At 63.2% G+C, this 17,287-nt stretch carries 15 protein-coding genes and 1 pseudogene; 15 read left to right on the forward strand and 1 reads right to left on the reverse strand.

What is annotated here, in order from left to right:
* The first annotated feature begins 1 nt into the window (after position 1).
* Positions 2 to 904 (forward strand): lytic transglycosylase domain-containing protein, encoded by a 903-nt coding sequence (locus V7P99_RS03690; protein WP_030092765.1) that lies wholly within the window; start codon positions 2 to 4, stop codon positions 902 to 904.
* 1,144 nt (positions 905 to 2,048) lie between these two features.
* Positions 2,049 to 3,281 (forward strand): DUF3363 domain-containing protein, encoded by a 1,233-nt coding sequence (locus V7P99_RS03695; RefSeq protein WP_198585930.1) that lies wholly within the window; start codon positions 2,049 to 2,051, stop codon positions 3,279 to 3,281.
* 6 nt (positions 3,282 to 3,287) lie between these two features.
* On the opposite strand, the gene V7P99_RS03700 is transcribed toward V7P99_RS03695, so the two are convergent.
* Entirely contained in the window at positions 3,288 to 4,262 is a 975-nt protein-coding gene (locus tag V7P99_RS03700; protein WP_333793441.1) for a LysR substrate-binding domain-containing protein, read from the reverse strand.
* A 91-nt stretch (positions 4,263 to 4,353) separates the two neighbouring features.
* Here V7P99_RS03700 and V7P99_RS03705 point away from each other — a divergent pair, with 91 nt between their 5' ends.
* The 13 genes and pseudogenes from V7P99_RS03705 to V7P99_RS03765 all read left to right on the forward strand — a co-directional run.
* Positions 4,354 to 5,535, forward strand: coding sequence for an MFS transporter (locus V7P99_RS03705; protein WP_333793442.1), 1,182 nt, complete (start codon positions 4,354 to 4,356; stop codon positions 5,533 to 5,535).
* A 68-nt stretch (positions 5,536 to 5,603) separates the two neighbouring features.
* Complete coding sequence (locus tag V7P99_RS03710) at positions 5,604 to 6,365, forward strand: glucose 1-dehydrogenase (protein WP_333793443.1); 762 nt, start codon at positions 5,604 to 5,606, stop codon at positions 6,363 to 6,365.
* Between the two features lie 214 nt (positions 6,366 to 6,579).
* A complete protein-coding gene (locus V7P99_RS03715) occupies positions 6,580 to 7,164 on the forward strand; it encodes a CGNR zinc finger domain-containing protein (RefSeq protein WP_081876279.1) in 585 nt (194 codons plus the stop codon).
* On the forward strand, positions 7,145 to 7,993 hold the full coding sequence (locus V7P99_RS03720; protein WP_333793444.1) for an alpha/beta fold hydrolase: 849 nt from the start codon (positions 7,145 to 7,147) through the stop codon (positions 7,991 to 7,993). Before V7P99_RS03715 ends, V7P99_RS03720 begins: the two co-directional genes overlap by 20 nt.
* 2 nt (positions 7,994 to 7,995) lie before the next feature.
* Positions 7,996 to 8,973, forward strand: coding sequence for a DMT family transporter (locus V7P99_RS03725; protein WP_333793445.1), 978 nt, complete (start codon positions 7,996 to 7,998; stop codon positions 8,971 to 8,973).
* A 185-nt stretch (positions 8,974 to 9,158) separates the two neighbouring features.
* Positions 9,159 to 10,058 carry a LysR family transcriptional regulator gene (locus tag V7P99_RS03730; protein WP_198585894.1) on the forward strand — a complete coding sequence of 300 codons (900 nt, stop codon included), beginning with the start codon at positions 9,159 to 9,161 and terminating at the stop codon, positions 10,056 to 10,058.
* A gap of 154 nt (positions 10,059 to 10,212) precedes the next feature.
* A complete protein-coding gene (locus V7P99_RS03735; RefSeq protein WP_030091829.1) occupies positions 10,213 to 12,198 on the forward strand; it encodes a conjugal transfer protein TraG in 1,986 nt (661 codons plus the stop codon).
* 10 nt (positions 12,199 to 12,208) lie between these two features.
* On the forward strand, positions 12,209 to 12,670 hold the full coding sequence (locus V7P99_RS03740) for a CopG family transcriptional regulator (protein ID WP_333793446.1): 462 nt from the start codon (positions 12,209 to 12,211) through the stop codon (positions 12,668 to 12,670).
* A gap of 144 nt (positions 12,671 to 12,814) precedes the next feature.
* Entirely contained in the window at positions 12,815 to 13,798 is a 984-nt protein-coding gene (trbB, locus tag V7P99_RS03745; RefSeq protein ID WP_030091827.1) for a P-type conjugative transfer ATPase TrbB, read from the forward strand.
* Entirely contained in the window at positions 13,795 to 14,127 is a 333-nt protein-coding gene (locus tag V7P99_RS03750) for a TrbC/VirB2 family protein (RefSeq protein WP_030091826.1), read from the forward strand. The genes trbB and V7P99_RS03750 overlap by 4 nt, the downstream gene beginning before the upstream one ends.
* Positions 14,127 to 14,408, forward strand: a complete 282-nt coding sequence (locus V7P99_RS03755; protein ID WP_030091825.1) for a VirB3 family type IV secretion system protein — start codon at positions 14,127 to 14,129, stop codon at positions 14,406 to 14,408. The genes V7P99_RS03750 and V7P99_RS03755 overlap by 1 nt, the downstream gene beginning before the upstream one ends.
* A gap of 10 nt (positions 14,409 to 14,418) precedes the next feature.
* The gene (gene trbE / locus V7P99_RS03760; protein ID WP_030091824.1) at positions 14,419 to 16,911 is read left to right on the forward strand and encodes a conjugal transfer protein TrbE; all 2,493 of its coding nucleotides are present in this window, start codon (positions 14,419 to 14,421) and stop codon (positions 16,909 to 16,911) included.
* Positions 16,908 to 17,287: pseudogene (locus V7P99_RS03765) on the forward strand (P-type conjugative transfer protein TrbJ); the annotation flags it as partial. The gene trbE and the pseudogene V7P99_RS03765, both read left to right, overlap by 4 nt.

Here is a 17,287-nt window from a genome sequence, read left to right on the forward strand (position 1 = left end):
GGTGCGCGTTCCGGCCATTCCTTTGTTCGCGGAAAAGCGGGCTCATTCCTTCGTCCCGCTCGACCGCAGGACGGCCGGCGCGCGCAGCGAAGGTCAGGGGCGGCCAACGGCCGGCGCTTCGCGCGCACCCTTGACCGCAGCGAGCACGCTGGCAGGCTGGCGTCGTGGCGGAGACAGGGCAGGATCGCTCTGCGCCGTTTTCCTGCTGGCCGCGCTGCTCGCGCTTGGCATGGGACCGACCGTTGCGGTCGCACAGACCGCGCCGGTCGCCCGCGTCCTCGCCGCCGATCCCTATGCCGGCTTCATCACCGAAGCCTCGCAGCGTTTCGGCATTCCCGAGCACTGGATTCGCGCCGTGCTGCGCGCCGAGAGCGCGGGCGACGTGCGCGCGATCTCCTCGACCGGGGCGATGGGATTGATGCAGGTGATGCCTGACACCTGGGCGGGCCTGCGCGTCCGTCATGGCCTCGGCCGCGATCCCTACGACCCGCGCGACAACATTCTGGCGGGCGCGGCTTATCTGCGCGAAATGTGGGATCGCTACGGCAATGTCGCGGCGATGCTCGCGGCCTACAATGCCGGTCCCGGCCGCTACGATGACCATCGCGCGACCAGCCGCGCCTTGCCCGCCGAGACACGCGCCTATGTCGCCGCGCTCGCGCCGGTTCTCGGCGGCGCGGTCGTATCCGAAACGCCCGCGCCAGCACCAGCGCCGCCGCCCGACTGGCGCGCGGCTCCGCTGTTCGTTGCGCGCTCGGCCGACACGCGGACTGCCGCCGCGCCGTCGTCGGACGTGCAATCCGGCGGCACTCGCGCAACCGTTCCGGTGCGGGATGCCGCCGACACGGAGCCGCAGGACGGCAGCATTTTCGTGGCTCGCGCCGATGACGGGGGAGCGCCATGAGGATGGCGTTCCCGCGCTTCGTGCGAGCCGTTCCGGTGTCCAGTCATGCGGGGTTTCGCCTGGCTGGATTCCGGGGAGGAAGGGCAGAAAGGGAAGGAAGTGCGGAGGGCAAGATAAAGGAACATGGCACCACGTCGCCAATGTTCTGGAAATTCTTGTTGTCTGCACACTGGTTAGGGGAACCGCGAGCGGCACCCTGTTTTTGGACGGCGCGTGCCGTGATCTTGCGCAAAGCCTTGGCTTTGCTGGGTTTCGACCGGCACCATGGCCGCCGATCACCCGATTTTCGTGGATTCAGGCCGGAGGCGCGTCCATGAGCGCCGACGACGAGAACCGCTTCCGGGTGAAGCCCGGCCGCATCCGGTCCGACACGCCGAAGGCGGGCAAGGCCAAGAGCTTTCTCACCCAAGCGAAGAAGCTCGCCCGCCAGCATAGCAACGCCCATCCCAAATATTCGTCGCGTCTCGGATCGCGCTCGGCGGGGAAGTCGCCCGCCGGGGGCGGCAAGGCGCCCCGCGCGACTGGCGGTCCCGGCGTCCGGCGAGGCCGTGGCGCATCCTTTGTCCGCGCCCGCACCCTGTCAGGCGGCTGGCGTCATAGCGCGCCCGGCATCCGGCGCGTCGTCGTCAAAACCCGCTACGTCCAACAGGCCGGCAAGAACGGCAAGGCCGCCGCCCATCTGCGCTACATCCAGCGTGACGGCACCTCGCGCGACGGCGAGCGCGGTCAGCTCTATTCGGCCAACGAGGACCGGGCCGATGGCGACGCCTTCCTCGATCGCGGCAAGGAGGATCGGCATCAGTTTCGGTTCATTGTCTCGCCGGAGGACGGCGCGGACCTGACCGATCTGACCGCCCACACCCGCGACCTCATGAAACAAGTCGAGGCCGACCTTGGCACCAAGCTCGATTGGGTCGCTGTCAACCACTACAACACCGGCCATCCCCATGTGCATGTCATCGTCCGGGGCAAGGACGATCTGGGCGAGAACCTTGTCATCAATGGCGACTATCTCGCCAACGGCATTCGAGAGCGTGCAAGCGAGCTGACCACGCTGGAGCTTGGCCCCGTGACCGAGATCGAGCAGAGCCGCAAGCTCTCGGCCGAAGTCGATCAGGACCGCTTCACCCGCATCGACCGGGCGATGACCGAAGAAGCGGACGAACGGTTCCTCGACCTGCGCCACGAACCCGACGATCCGCGCCGCCAGTTCAACCGGACCCTGCGCCTGCGTCGTCTCGCCAAGCTGGAGAAGATGGGGCTGGCCACCGAGCACGCGCCCGGCGTCTGGGAAATGAGCGAACGCATGGAGCCGACCCTGCGCGAGTTGGGCGAGCGCGGCGACATCATCCGCAACATGCACAAGGCGCTGAAGGCCGATGGCCTGGAGCGCGATCCCATGACCTTCCATATCCATGACGGGCCGCCCGAGACTCCGATCGTTGGCCGCGTCGTTGACAAATATCTGACCGACGAGATGGGCGAGAACCTGACTATCGTGGTGGACGGCATCGACGGCCGCACGCACCATGTCCCCGGCATTGACCCGGCTCGCGTCGAGGATGCGCGGATAGGCAGCGTGATCGAGATCGGCCCGGCCGAAACGATGGCCCGACCGTCCGACCGCACCATCACGGCCATCGCCGAGGATGGCGTCTATCGGCCGAGCCGCCATCTGGAGCAGGCGAAGTTTGAGGGCCGCGTTCCCGGCGGCGACTATGAAGCCTATGTCGATGCCCATGTGCGCCGGCTGGAGGCGCTACGCCGGGCCGGGATCGTCGAGCGGATCGACGCCGACCAATGGCGTATCCCTGAAGACTTCGAGAACCGTGCGTCCGCCTATGATGCCGGCCGCAATCGGCAGGCCAGCGTGCGCGTCCTCTCCGCCTTCGATCTGGAAAAACAGATCGGCGCTGACGGCGCCACCTGGCTCGACCGGCGCATGCTGGCGAACGACGCATCGGATCTCGCTTCGACCGGATTCGGCCAGCAGGTGCGCGAGGCCATGGACCAGCGGCGCGACCATCATATCGAACATGGCGACGCCACCCGCCAGCAGAATGGCCGCGTCTTCTACCGACGCAACCTTCTCGCCAACCTGCGCGAGCGGGAGGTGGCCCGCGTCGGTGCAGAGATGGCCGAAAGCAAGGCGCTGCCGTTCCGCGCTGCCACAGGCGGCGAAACCGTCAGCGGCAAGTTCACTAGCACCGTGCAGCTAACCAGCGGCAAGTTCGCGCTCATCGAGAAGAGCCATGAGTTCACGCTTGTCCCGTGGCGGCCGGTCATCGACCGTCAGCTCGGCCGCGAAGTCATGGCCATCGTGCAGGGCGGATCGGTCTCATGGCAGCTTGGACGGCAACGTGGGCTTGGATTGTAGTGCCTTCTATTCGGCTGCTTGGCCAAATTCCGCAGCACCCTTTTTCATGCCACGCGCTTCGTGGATCAGCCAGTCAACGAAACCTCGAACCAAGTCTCCAGGATCGGCTTGACGGGGGATAACCGCGACATAGCCCGTTCTCGGCACCCGAATGTCTGGCAGAGGCGTCATCAGCCTTCCGCTGGCAATGTCGATATCAAGCATGGGAAGCGGGCCGATCCCGATGCCAAGCCCATCTTCCACCGCCTGGCGGGCAACGAAGAAGTGGTCAAATGTCTGACGCGACAGTCCGGCGAGATGCTGGAGTTCTGCCGCTTCAAGCCAGTTCACCCAATCGCCGGGACGCGTTTCACTAGCAAGCAGCGTATGTCCCTCAATTTCCGCAGGCTTGAGGATTGGGCGCTCGGCGAATAACGCGGGGCTCATGATCAACGTATCCACGTCGTCCAGCACCGGAACGACATGGTGTTGGGGCCAGATATCATCCCGCGCAACGCCACGCCGGATCGAGAGATCCACGCCGCCGCGCAACTCTTCCTGCACGCAGGACACGGTCGTAACGACGACTTCGACATGCGGGTGATCGGCATGATAGCGACCGAGCCGGGGAATGAGCCAGCGCATCGCGAGGCTGGTCGGGGCGCTCACGCGCAGGATGCGGCGCGCGTTCGGGCGGCCGCAGGCTTCTGCTGCGACAGACAGACGGTCGAATGAAAGCCCGACCTCTGCGGCGAAGATTTTCGCTGTTGGCGTAGCGACCATGCGGCGACCATCCCGCACGAACAGCTTCTGCCCCAACCAGCCTTCCAATACGGCGATCTGACGGCTCACCGCGCCATGGGTGAGGCCGAGTTCAGCTCCCGCCTCTGCATAGCTGCCTGTCCGGGCAGCGACTTCGAATATGCGCAGGGCATTTAAGGGAGGAAGATGGCGCATGTTGAAACCGTGAGAAAAGCGAACGATATGCGTGAGCAAAACCATACTAGTCGATGAAATCTCACACGTATACCGTCGAATGACAAGTTGGCCAGACATGGCAAGGTAAACAGCATTCCGGGCAGAACAGTGAGAGATGAACCGCAGCAATCGATGGAATAATCAAAAACGTAGCCTTGTCGGAGCGAGCCTCACACATGCCTTGCATGATGGTTACACAGACTCCCTCTATGCCTTCATGCCGGTATGGCAGGCGCAGTTCGGGCTGTCCTATGCGGCTCTTGCCGTTATCCGTGCCCTCTATTACGCGACCATGGGCGGGCTTCAGCTACCTGCCAATCGGCTCCTTAGCGGTTGGTCGCCACGCGCAGCGCTGATCCTCTCCACAGCTATCGCGGTAGCCGGCCTTGTGATCATGGCTCTGCCACTGGGGCTGGCGGGGCTCTGCGTCGGCCTCGTTGTGGCCGGCATTGGGTCGAGCATTCAGCACCCGCGTGCGTCTCTGCTTGTGACCGAAAGTTATGGGGATGCCGCGCGACGCCCTCTCGGTATCTATAATTTCGCGGGCGATCTTGGAAAGGCGGTGTTGCCGGCGCTCGTTGCGCTACTGCTGACGGTTCTTACCTGGCAACCGGTGCTCGGATTGATGGCGATGCTCGGAATCGTCCTGATCTTCACCTTGGTGCAACTGGTGCCCTCCGTTTCCTCCTCCATGGAAGGTAGAAAGCAGGCCACGATCAGCCGTCAACGCCGCGGCTTCCGTATTCTGACGGTGATTGGCGGCTTCGATACCGCCACCCGCATGGGGTATCTGCTGTTTCTTCCCTTTCTTGTTCAGGGACGCGGTGGTGGCCTACCGACGGTTGGTGTCGCACTTGCGCTACTGTTTATCGGTGGCGCGTTCGGGAAAGCAGTTTTCGGCGGCCTTGGAGTAAGGCTGGGCGTCGTCAGGACCGTGATGGTGGCCGAGGCCATGACCGCCTCGCTGATCGTCGCGACGCTGTTCACGCCGCTGCCCTTGACGCTCATCCTGTTGCCGCTGCTCGGCGTTGTTCTCAACGGCACATCGTCGGTGCTCTACGGCACTGTGCCTGAACTGTCGGACGGCGATACAGGTCGAGCTTTCGCAATCTTCTATACGAGCGTTATCGGCTCCGGGGGTCTCGCCCCGATCCTTTATGGGGCAATCGCGGATCACAGCAGCCGAACGGTCGGGGTTCTTGCGGCGGCCGCCACCGCGGTTTCGATCATTCCGCTTGTCCTGGCGCTAGGCTCCCATCTGCGAAGCCCGGCAGCCGACGCCACAACTGTCGCATAATTGACTGACCCCAAATAACCGACCGGCTCCTGACCGGCCTCATTCAACGCCCTGAGAAAGGCCAGAAAATGAATACCGTTTTGCAGGCACCCCTGATGTTGATAACCGGAGGAAGCCGTGGCGTGGGTGCTGCGACTGCGCGGCTTGCCGCGACCAAAGGCTACGATGTCGTCGTCACTTTTGTCTCCAATGAGGCCGCCGCTCATGCGGTCACTGCCGATGTGGAAGCCGCCGGGCGCAGGGCTTTGGCCGTGCGGGCAGACAGTGCCGACCCCGAGCAAATCACCCAGCTTTTCTCCACGATCGACCGGGAGTTTGGCCGGATCGATGTGCTGGTGAACAACGCCGGGATCATTGCACAGCAATCCCGGCTGGAAAATCTCGGCTTCGAGCGTATGCAGCGGATATTCGCGGTCAACGCGATCGGTCCGATGCTCTGCGCCCAGCAGGCGGTCAGACGGATGTCCACCCGCCACAGCGGGCGGGGTGGTGTCGTGATCAACATTTCGTCGGCATCGGCCCGGCTCGGTAGCCCGAACGAATATGTCGACTACGCCGCCTCGAAGGGTGCTCTCGAGACATTCACAACCGGCTTCTCCAAGGAAGTTGCGCGGGAGGGAATACGCGTCTGCTGCATTCGCCCCGGCCACATCTATACCGAGATGCACGCCAGCGGCGGAGAACCCGGACGGGTGGATCGGGTCAGGGACACGATTCCCATGGGAAGGGGTGGTCAGCCCGAAGAAGTCGCCCGCGCGATTGTGTGGCTGGCGAGTGACGAAGCGTCTTTCATCACCGGTACATTCCTGGACGTCACCGGCGGCAAGTGAACGACGAAGCTGTGCGCAAGCTGCTGGCGCGCCCTGTCGCGTGCGCCGCAGGCGACGTGAACGAGTTCGCGGCGACAGTGCTCCCATAGGCGGCGTAGCGTGGAAGTGGCTCCGCACGTCGTAGTCAGGATGTCCGCGTGCAGGGATTAGTCGGCAGGTGACGCTCGGATAAAGAAAACTTGATAAACCTAACAAACCGGTTTATACGGTTTGTATGATCAACGTAGATGAATTCCGATTCAATTCCGGCCGTCTTGCTCTGGATCTTCCGGCAACCGTCCGTCGTAGGGCTTCCGAGCCGCAAGACGTGCTGGCGCCATCAGGCGCACCGGCTCGCTGGCTGCGCGACGCTGGTCTGAGCCAAGAGTTGCTGGCGCTTTCCCCTGAGCAGACATCTGACCTTGAGACGCTCCGGGAAGCGATATGGGCGGTTGCCGATGCGGCTGCCGCCGAGCGCGATTTGCCCGCAGAGGCGGTCGCAACATTGAATGAAATGGCGGCACTGCCATTGGCGGTGCCGAAGCTCGATGCGAGGTCGGCAACCGTGAAGCTGTTTGCCGACGATCCATTTCAGACAGCGCTCGCAACAATTGCGAGGGATGCAATCGATCTTCTCGGCAGCCCGCTACGAACACGCATCAAGGCGTGTGAGCAGCCTGACTGCCGAATGCTCTTCCTCGACTCATCCCGCAGTTCCCGGCGGCGCTGGTGCTCGATGGATCGGTGCGGCAGTCGCGCTAAAGGCGAAACGTTTCGGCAGAGGCGAAGAAAGGACGGCCATGAACATCCCGCCACTTAAGAGCAATTTTGTAGCCGTCGGTCCCTATCGACTGTCGATGGCTCGGGCAGGTCAGGGACCATCGATAGTACTTCTGCATGGAATACCTACACATGGTTTTCTCTGGCGCGAGGTTGCGCCTCGTCTCGTGGAAGCCGGCTTCGAGGTTACTGTCTTTGACCTTCTCGGCTACGGCGACTCCGATAAGCCGGTTGACGCCGATCTCGGCATTGCCGCCCAAGCGCGCTACATCGTTGATGCCCTTGAAGAGGTCGGTTGGCGAGGCGGATACATCGTCGGCCATGACATCGGCGGCGGGGTCGCCCAGCTGATAGCCCTTGCAAATCCGAACGTCATCGCTGGTCTCGTTCTTATTGACACAATCGCCTACGATTCCTTCCCGGAACCCGGCATTGCGCGTCTCAAAGAGCCGGCCTGGGATGATATCCTCACTGCGCCAGACTTCGACCTGAAGAAAGGGTTCGCGAAAGGACTGACGCGCGGGATGGTTCGTGCCGACCGAGTGACGACAGCGCTGATTGATGCCTATGAGCGTCCTTTTAGAGGGGTTGAAGGACGCGGGGCCTATCTCCGCGCAGCGCGAGCGCTCCGTACAGAAGACCTTACATCCCGGATGGGTGCGATCGAGACTCTGCCAGTTCCCACCATGGTTATATGGGGCGAGCGCGATGTTTTTCAGTCCGTTACCTATGGTCAGCGACTTGTGGAAGCTATGCCCAACGCTCGCCTTGAGATCGTCGCCGACGCTGGACACTTCCTACCGGAAGACGCGCCCGAATTCCTTGCAGAACTCATCGTCAAATTTACCACACCCAGCCAGGGAGCGTGATTATGCCTATGCGGACGCGACCTGCGCCGGCATCTCAGGTGCCATTCTTTATAATACTGATTGCATCCACCTTTCTGATGGGGTCCAGCTTCGTCGCAGGGAAAATCCTGATCCAGCAGGGTTTCGACCCCATGATTCTGGTGGGATGGCGCTTCCTTGTTGCAGCACTCGCCACCCTCCCTTTGGTCCTCCTCGACAAGGGTAACCTCAGACAGGTACTTTTTCCGCGCCGAGCTAGCCTGCGTGATATTGCTCTGGTGATCCTTATTGGGCTGGTCCAGACGGCAGCGGTCATGGGCCTGCTCTTCTGGGCAATGCAGTTCGTGTCCGCATCGACCGCCGCCATTTTACTTTTCACCAATCCTATCTGGGTTGCCGTGCTGGGCCGTTTCTTTCTTGGCGAAACACTTCATCGTGGAAGATTGACCGGGCTTGTCCTCGGCGTCATCGGCGTCGGACTCGCCATTGGTCTTGGACCAGACATGCTTTCCGGTGGCGACACTTTGCTCGGTGAAATCATCGGTATTGCATCCGCCCTCTGCTGGGCGACAGCTACGATCATCAACAAACGCGCCAATCTGCCGTTTGGTCCATGGGGGCTGAGCTTCTGGCAGATGCTGATCGGCTCCCTCGCTGTCTTGGGGCTTGCATACGGTACAGGCGAGCACTGGCCGGCATCCGTCACGAGGGAGCAGTGGGGATGGTTCTTCTGGCTCGCAATCCCCGCCTCAACAGGCTCCTTCGGTTTGTGGTTCGTGGCGTTGAACAAGGGGGGCGCAACGAAGACGAGCGGCTTTCTGTTCCTGGCCCCGTTGTTCACGGTGATCCTGTCGTATTTCATACTTGGCGCCACGCTCTCCTGGCTCCAGGCCTGCGGAGGCATTCTGATCGGCATCGCATTATGGCTGGTCAACAGCGAAATTCCCGCGAGAAACCGCCGCGAACGCCGCGATGAAGTAACTGCTGAGGGGCAGCCGTGATGCGCGAATCCAAAGTGACCGCATGTCGTTGGACTCGTAGCTGCAACAGCCTTTCCTTGTTCAAGAACTCCGCTTCCGCCGCTGAAGTGTGACGTTTCAGCTCGGCGGTAAACAACATGCGAAGGAGGCAGAGAAAAGAACCGGAAATAGCTTCTCGCCTTTCAATCCTTCGAAGCCATGTCCCGATGGTTGCCCTGATCCAGACTCTCGCTGTCGCGGAATATCTCAGTTTCCACCGTGCCGCTCTGGCGCTGGGCACTAGCCAGTCGAGCGTGAGCGCCCGGATCAAGGCGCTGGAAACTGACCTTGGAATCGTCCTCTTTGACCGCAACACGCGCGGCGTTCGGATGACCGAAGCCGGACGCCGTTTCGTCGATCAGGTCAATGACGCCATGGGTATTCTCGACCGGGCGATCAAGACGGCCGGGATGCATGCGCGCAGCGAGCAAGGTGATATTCGGATCGGCGTTCATGCCCTCACGGCAGGGTGCTTCCTGGATCTTCTACTGGAACGCTTTCACGATAAGCATCCGGGCATTCGTCTACACATCACCGAAGGCACGGCGCGGGATGCGCAATTCATGGTGCGTGAAGGTCGGCTCGATGTCGCCTTCATGGCCGGCGCTCACGAAATCTCCGACCTAAACTCCCGCGTCATCTGGCGGGACCGGCTGATGGTTGCGCTGCCATTGAAGCATCCGCTGGCGGAGCTATCGAACGTCGAATGGCGGCAGCTTGCCGACGAAACCTTCCTTATCCGCCACCATGGTACCGGCCCACAGGTGCACGATCTGATCGTGCTGCGTTCGGCCGGAAAATGGCCTGTGCCGACAATTCTGCGTCGTAAGGTCGGGCGCGAGGCGCTGCTGGCGATGATCGCGGCCGGACATGGCATCTCGCTTTTTGTCGAGGACAGCACAGTCGGCAACACAGCGAATGTTATTTTCCTGCCAATCAGTGACGAGCCTGAAACCATCCCATTTTCGGCCGTCTGGTCGCCGAGAAACCGCGACCCGGCGCTTTTGAGCCTGCTCACCTTAGCGACGAAAATGGGCCGTCCACATCCGAAACCTGATTCGCGTTAGTTTGCGGCGAGCAGTGCCGTTATGGTCCCGCCGTGACCCATCCTATTTACCGCCGATAGTATCCGGTCGCCCTATCGCTCCACCTTTATTGTTGATTACCGCATGATTGCCCATTCTCTGATCGGCTCCATCAATTTTGCCGATTGGAGTCTGTATGCGCGGAGGCCGAATACTCTGGGGGCAGATTGCCGTCGTCTTCACCATTGTCATGGTGATGACCTGGGCCGCAACGCAATGGGTGGCGTTTCGGCTCGGCTTCCAGCCCCAGCTTGGCAATCCCTGGTTCGATCTGGCCGGTTGGCCGTTCTACTATCCGCCCGCCTTTTTCTGGTGGTGGTTCTCCTTCGACGCCTATGCGCCCACGATCTTCGTGGAGGGCGCGGCTATCGCCACATCGGGCGGCATCCTCGCGATCGGTGCCGCCATCCTCTTGTCAATCATCCGGGCGCGCGAAGCCCGCAACGTCGCCACTTACGGCTCCGCGCGATGGGCGGAGGACAAGGAAATCCGCACGGCCGGATTGCTCGGCCCCGATGGCGTCGTGCTCGGCCGCTACGACAGGGACTATCTGCGCCATGACGGGCCGGAGCATGTGTTGTGCTTCGCACCCACGCGGTCGGGCAAAGGTGTCGGCCTTGTGGTGCCCACGCTGCTGACCTGGCCGGGAAGCTGCATCGTCCATGACATCAAGGGCGAGAACTGGACGCTGACGGCCGGCTTCCGGGCACAGCACGGCCGCGTCCTGCTGTTCGATCCCACCAACGCCAGATCGTCCGCCTACAATCCGTTGCTGGAGGTGCGGCAGGGCGAATGGGAAGTCCGCGACGTGCAGAATATTGCTGATATTCTGGTCGATCCCGAAGGCAGCCTCGACAAGCGCAACCATTGGGAAAAGACCAGCCACAGCCTCCTTGTCGGCGCGATTCTGCACGTCCTCTATGCCGAGCCGGACAAAACCCTGTCGGGCGTCGCCAATTTCCTGTCCGATCCCCGCCGCTCGGTCGAAGCGACCTTGCGCGCGATGATGGACACGCCGCATCTGGGCGAAGCTGGCGTTCACCCCGTCATCGCCTCATCGGCGCGCGAGCTGCTGAACAAGAGCGAGAACGAACGGTCGGGCGTGCTGTCCACCGCCATGTCGTTCCTGGGCTTGTATCGCGATCCGGTCGTGGCGCGCGTCACGGACCGTTGCGACTGGCGCATCGCCGATCTGGTCGGCAGGCGAGAGCCGGTGACGCTCTACCTCGTCGTGCCACCGTCCGACATCAACCGGACGAAACCGCTGATCCGGCTCATCCTCAACCAGATCGGCCGCAGGCTTACCGAGGAACTGATGCTATCCGGCAAGCGGCATCGCCTGCTCATGATGTTGGACGAGTTTCCCGCGCTCGGCCGTCTCGACTTCTTTGAATCGGCGCTCGCCTTCATGGCGGGCTATGGCCTCAAGTCCTTCCTGATCGCCCAATCGCTCAACCAGATCGAGCGCGCCTATGGGCCAAACAACAGCATTCTCGACAACTGCCATGTGCGCGTTGCCTTTGCCACCAACGACGAGCGCACCGCCAAGCGCGTTTCGGACTCGCTTGGCACAGCAACAGAGATGCGTGATTCCACCAACTATGCCGGCCATCGCCTCGCGCCCTGGCTCGGGCATCTGATGGTGTCGCGGCAGGAGACGGCGCGGCCGCTGCTCACGCCGGGCGAGATCATGCAGTTTCCGCCCGCAGACGAAATCGTGATGGTCGCGGGAACCCCACCTATCCGGGCGAAGAAGGCCCGGTATTTCGAGGATGCGCGATTGCAGGAGCGCATCCTGCCGCCGCCCGAGTTGCCATCCGCACCAGTGGCGAAGCCAGCAACCGACGACTGGACGAGCCGCGTCATCGTCTCGGCGAACAAGCCAGCGACCGGCGCTGCCAGCGGGGCCGAGGGCGATCCCGACAATGCCGGCATCCGTCGCGAGCCGGAATTGCCCGAGCATGAGGAGATCATCCCGCCGCCACCAACGCCCGCCCAGGAGTTCGACATTCTGGACGACGAGCCGGACGTGGACGCGGCCAAGGCCCGCGCGCTGCGCTCGCGGATGCGAATGATCGCCCGGCAGGCCTCGATGAACTCCGATGACGGTATAGAGCTTTGAGAGGTCGCCCATGACGACGCGCACCCGCATGAATGTCTATTTCGACCCGGAACTGCTCAAACAGGTCGAGGCGCTATCGCTGCGCCGACAGGTCTCGAAATCCGCCATCATCGAGGCGGCGGTCGCATCCTTCCTGTCGGGCGACACGTCTGACCGGCTGGAAGCGGCCATGTCGCGCCGCCTGGACAAGATCGGCAGGCAGATCGGCACGCTGGACGAAGATCTCGCCGTGCTCGGCGAGACCCTTTCCTTGTTCGTCCGCTTCTGGCTGACGATGACACCGCCGTTACCGGACAGCGCCAGGCAGTCCGCCCGCATCAAGGGGAACGAGCGGTTCGAGGGCTTCATGCAGAATCTCGGCCGCAGGCTGGCGACCGGAGACAGGTTTCTGAAAGAGTTATCGCGCGACATGGATTCGCTTCACGACAGTTTGTCGCAAGATCAGGCCGAGGTCGATGGCCACGCTTCTTAGATTTTCAACCCATCCTATTTGCCGCCGATGGCCGCCGATCACCGCATCCTGCTAGATACTTGTTGAAACGGTCTGAATTCAGGCTCTTTTAATCGACCCCGTTGCGGGGTCCGTCTGTCACGCCCCGCCAGAAATGGGGCCGACATGACTGCACATCACCAGAAACCGGAGGCGATTGCGCGCGGCGCGCGGATGCTGCGCACGGCCCTCGGCGTGTCCATCGCCCGGTTTCTGGAAGACCCAACCGTCATCGAGGTGATGCTGAACCCGGACGGCCGCATCTGGATCGACCGGCTGTCCGAAGGTCTGACCGATACCGGCGAGATTCTCTCCGCCGCCGATGGCGAACGCATCGTGCGGCTGGTCGCACACCATGTCGGCGCGGAGGTTCACGCCCAATCCCCGCGCGTGTCGGCGGAACTGCCCGAGACGGGAGAACGGTTCGAGGGGCTGCTGCCGCCCGTCGTCGCCGCACCGGCCTTTGCCATCCGCAAGCCCGCCGTCGCGGTCTTCACGCTCGACGACTATGTGACGGCAGGCATCATGTCCGCCGATCAGGCCGTGACCCTGCGCGAAGCCGTCGCCGAGCGCGCCAACATTTTGGTGGCAGGCGGCACCAGCACCGGCAAGACCACGCTGACCAATGCGCTCCTGGCCGAAGTGGCGAAGACGCAGGATCGCGTCGTCATCATCGAGGACACGCGCGAGCTGCAATGCGCCGCGCCCAACCTCGTCGCCATGCGGACCAAGGATGGTGTGGCGACGCTTTCCGATCTTGTGCGCTCGTCGCTGCGCCTGCGCCCCGACCGCATCCCCATCGGCGAGGTGCGCGGCTCCGAAGCCCTCGACCTTCTGAAAGCCTGGGGAACGGGGCACCCCGGCGGCATCGGCACCATCCATGCCGGCACCGGCATCGGCGCGCTCCGCCGCCTCGAACAGCTCATTCAAGAGGCTGTCGTCACGGTCCCGCGCGCGCTGATCGCCGAGACCATCGACCTCGTTGCCATCCTCGCCGGGCGCGGTTCCGCGCGCCGGCTGGCCGAACTCGCCCGCGTCGAGGGGCTGGGGCCAGACGGCGACTACCGCATCACCCCCGCAACCCCCACCAACACAGGAGAAATTTCATGATCCGCACGCTTTCGCGCGGCTATCGCTTCGCCGCGACCGCCGCATCCACCCTTGCCATCAGCCTCATGCTTGCCCCGGCCGCCCATGCCTCCGGTTCGTCGATGCCCTGGGAGGCTCCGCTTCAGAGCATCCTTCAATCGATCGAGGGGCCGGTCGCCAAGATCATCGCCGTGATCGTGATTATCGCCACCGGCCTCGCGCTGGCCTTCGGCGACACGAGCGGCGGGTTCAGGCGGCTGATCCAGATCGTGTTCGGCCTGTCGATCGCCTTCGCCGCGTCGAGCTTCTTCCTGTCGTTCTTCTCGTTCGGCGGCGGGGCGCTTGTTTGATGACGGGCGGCCTCGAACAACTCGACGCGGTGCCGGGCTTCATTGTTCCGGTCCACCGGGCGCTGACCGAGCATATCCTGCTCGGCGGCGCTCCGCGCTCCATCGCCATCATGAACGGAACGCTGGCCGGGGCCGTGGGCCTCGGCCTGCGCCTCTGGTTTGTCGGCCTCGCCATCTGGGTCATCGGCCACTTCGCCGCCGTGTGGATGGCCAAGCGCGATCCCCTCTTTGTCGAAGTGGGCCGCAGGCATCTGCGCATCCCCGGCCATCTCTCGGTGTGAGGGTGTGACCATGATGAACCTTGCCGAATACCGCCGCACCGCCAGTCGCCTCGCGGATTTCCTACCCTGGGCAGCACTTGTCGGCCCCGGCGTCGTCTTGAACAAGGACGGCAGTTTCCAGAGAACTGCGAAGTTCCGCGGTCCCGATCTGGATTCCGCCGTCGCGGCCGAACTCGTGGCGGTCGCCGGCCGCATCAACAATGCCGTCCGCCGTCTCGGGTCCGGCTGGTCGATCTTCGTCGAGGCGCAGCGCTCCGAGGCTGCGACCTATCCCGACAGCACCTTTCCCGATCCCGCATCGGCGCTGCTCGACGCCGAGCGCAAGGCCGGTTTCGAGGAAGCCGGCACGCATTTCGTGTCCGGCTACTTCCTGACCTTCCTCTGGCTCCCGCCCGCCGAGGACGCCGCCCGCGCGGAAACCTGGCTCTACGAGGGCCGCGAGCAGTCCGGCGTCGATCCGTGGGAATTGCTGCGCGGCTTCGTGGATCGCACCGACCGGGTTCTGGCTCTGCTCGATGGCTTCATGCCGGAATGCCGTTGGCTCGATGACGCCGGCACGCTGACCTATCTCCATTCGACCATCTCCACGAACCGGCATCGCGTGCGCGTGCCGGAGGTGCCGATGCACCTCGATGCGCTGCTCGCCGACCAGTCACTGACCGGCGGGCTGGAGCCGCGTCTTGGCAACCAGCATCTGCGCGTCCTGACCATCATCGGCTTCCCGACCGCGACGACGCCGGGCCTCCTCGACGAGATGAACCGGCTGCCGTTCCCGTATCGGTGGAGCACGCGCGCGATCCTCATGGACAAGACCGATGCGACGAAGCTGCTGACGAAGATCAGGCGGCAATGGTTCGCCAAGCGCAAAAGCATCGCCGCGATCCTTAAGGAAGTCATGACCAACGAGGCGTCCGCCCTCGTGGACACCGACGCAGCGAACAAGGCCGCTGACGCCGACATGGCCTTGCAGGAGCTCGGCGCGGATATGGCGGGCATGGCCTATGTCACGGCCACTATCACCGTCTGGGACGCGGACCCGCGCATAGCCGACGAGAAATTGCGCCTCGCCGAAAAGATCATACAGGGCCGCGATTTCACCGCGATGCCTGAAACCGTCAACGCCGTCGACGCCTGGCTCGGCTCGATCCCCGGACATGCCTATGCCAATGTCCGCCAGCCACCCATCAGCACCTTGAATCTCGCCCACATGATCCCGCTTTCGGCGGTGTGGGCGGGGCCGGAACGGGATGAGCACTTCGGGTCGCCCCCCTTGCTCTATGGCAAGACCGAGGGAAGCACCCCATTCCGGTTATCCCTCCATGTCGGCGACGTGGGCCACACCCTCGTTGTCGGTCCGACCGGCGCGGGCAAGTCCGTGCTGCTCGCGCTCATGGCTTTGCAGTTCCGCCGTTATGAGGCCAGCCAGGTCTTCGCCTTCGATTTCGGCGGCTCGATCCGCGCCGCCGCGCTCGCTATGGGCGGCGACTGGCACGATCTGGGCGGCGGACTGACGGACGGAGACGAGGCGTCCGTCTCGCTTCAGCCGCTCGCCCGCATCGACGACACCTATGAACGTGCTTGGACAGCCGACTGGATCGCCGCCATTCTCGGTCGTGAGGGCTTGGCCGTAACGCCCGAGACCAAGGAATATATCTGGACGGCGCTGACCTCGCTGGCGTCCGCCCCGGTCGGGGAACGCACCATCACCGGCCTCACGGTCCTGCTCCAATCCAACGATCTGAAACAGGCATTGCGGCCCTATTGCATCGGCGGCGCTTATGGTCGGCTGCTCGACGCCGAGACCGAACATCTTGGGCATGCGGATGTGCAGGCGTTCGAGATCGAGGGGCTCGTCGGAACCGGCGCGGCCCCGGCCGTGCTCGCCTATCTGTTCCACCGGATCGGCGACCGGCTCGACGGGCGGCCCACGCTGCTTATCATCGACGAGGGCTGGCTTGCGCTGGACGACGAAGGATTCGCCAACCAGCTTCGCGAATGGCTGAAGACGCTCAGGAAGAAGAACGCCAGCGTCATCTTCGCCACGCAGTCGCTATCGGACATCGACGGCAGCAACATCGCGCCCGCCATCATCGAAAGCTGCCCGACGCGATTGCTCCTGCCGAACGAGCGGGCCATCGAACCCCAGATCACGGCCATCTATCGCCGCTTCGGGTTGAATGACCGGCAGATCGAAATCCTCGCAAGGGCCACGCCCAAGCGGGATTACTACTGCCAGAGCCGCAGGGGAAACCGCCTCTTCGAGCTGGGCCTGTCCGAAGTCGGCCTCGCGCTCTGCACCGTATCCGCGAAATCCGACCACAAGCGCATCGCCGGACTTATCGCCGAGCATGGTCGCGACGGCTTCCTTGCGGCGTGGCTGCGCCTGCGCGGCGTCGATTGGGCAGCCGACCTTATCCCCGATCTCACCAATCTTGCCGACCGGACGGAAACCGCCGCGCCGGTCGTGCCGGATGCCCCCCAAGCAGAGGAGACCCTTCCATGATCCGTGTTCCCGTTGCCCGCTTCGCCGGCGCTTCCATGCTCGCGCTGGCGCTTGCCATGCCCGTCGCGCTGTCACCGATGCTGACCAGCCCGGCTCACGCGCAATTCGGTCGTATCGTCTATGATCCGGCGAACTATGCGCAGAACGTGCTGACGGCCGCGCGCACGCTCCAGCAGATCAACAACCAGATCACGTCACTTCAGAACGAAGCGACCATGCTCATTAATCAGGCGAAGAATCTGGCGAGCCTGCCATATTCATCGCTTCAGCAGCTCCAACAAAACGTGCAGCGCACGCAGCAGCTTTTGAGCCAAGCCCAAAACATCGCCTTCGACGTGCAGAAGGTCGATCAGATCTTCCAGACCCAATATGGCAA

It is taken from the genome of Hyphomicrobium sp. (assembly GCF_036780825.1).
Lineage (GTDB): Bacteria > Pseudomonadota > Alphaproteobacteria > Rhizobiales > Hyphomicrobiaceae > Hyphomicrobium_C.

Bases quoted from the DNA above. Each gene is read 5' to 3' on its own strand.
- V7P99_RS03695 (WP_198585930.1), top strand. From the start codon at position 2,049: ATGACCGAAGAAGCGGACGAACGGTTCCTCGACCTGCGCCACGAACCC.
- V7P99_RS03700 (WP_333793441.1), bottom strand. From the start codon at position 4,262: ATGGTTTTGCTCACGCATATCGTTCGCTTTTCTCACGGTTTCAACATG.
- V7P99_RS03705 (WP_333793442.1), top strand. From the start codon at position 4,354: ATGAACCGCAGCAATCGATGGAATAATCAAAAACGTAGCCTTGTCGGA.
- V7P99_RS03710 (WP_333793443.1), top strand. From the start codon at position 5,604: ATGAATACCGTTTTGCAGGCACCCCTGATGTTGATAACCGGAGGAAGC.
- V7P99_RS03715 (WP_081876279.1), top strand. From the start codon at position 6,580: ATGATCAACGTAGATGAATTCCGATTCAATTCCGGCCGTCTTGCTCTG.
- V7P99_RS03720 (WP_333793444.1), top strand. From the start codon at position 7,145: ATGAACATCCCGCCACTTAAGAGCAATTTTGTAGCCGTCGGTCCCTAT.
- V7P99_RS03725 (WP_333793445.1), top strand. From the start codon at position 7,996: ATGCCTATGCGGACGCGACCTGCGCCGGCATCTCAGGTGCCATTCTTT.
- V7P99_RS03730 (WP_198585894.1), top strand. From the start codon at position 9,159: ATGGTTGCCCTGATCCAGACTCTCGCTGTCGCGGAATATCTCAGTTTC.
- V7P99_RS03735 (WP_030091829.1), top strand. From the start codon at position 10,213: ATGCGCGGAGGCCGAATACTCTGGGGGCAGATTGCCGTCGTCTTCACC.
- V7P99_RS03740 (WP_333793446.1), top strand. From the start codon at position 12,209: ATGACGACGCGCACCCGCATGAATGTCTATTTCGACCCGGAACTGCTC.
- trbB (WP_030091827.1), top strand. From the start codon at position 12,815: ATGACTGCACATCACCAGAAACCGGAGGCGATTGCGCGCGGCGCGCGG.
- V7P99_RS03750 (WP_030091826.1), top strand. From the start codon at position 13,795: ATGATCCGCACGCTTTCGCGCGGCTATCGCTTCGCCGCGACCGCCGCA.
- V7P99_RS03755 (WP_030091825.1), top strand. From the start codon at position 14,127: ATGACGGGCGGCCTCGAACAACTCGACGCGGTGCCGGGCTTCATTGTT.
- trbE (WP_030091824.1), top strand. From the start codon at position 14,419: ATGATGAACCTTGCCGAATACCGCCGCACCGCCAGTCGCCTCGCGGAT.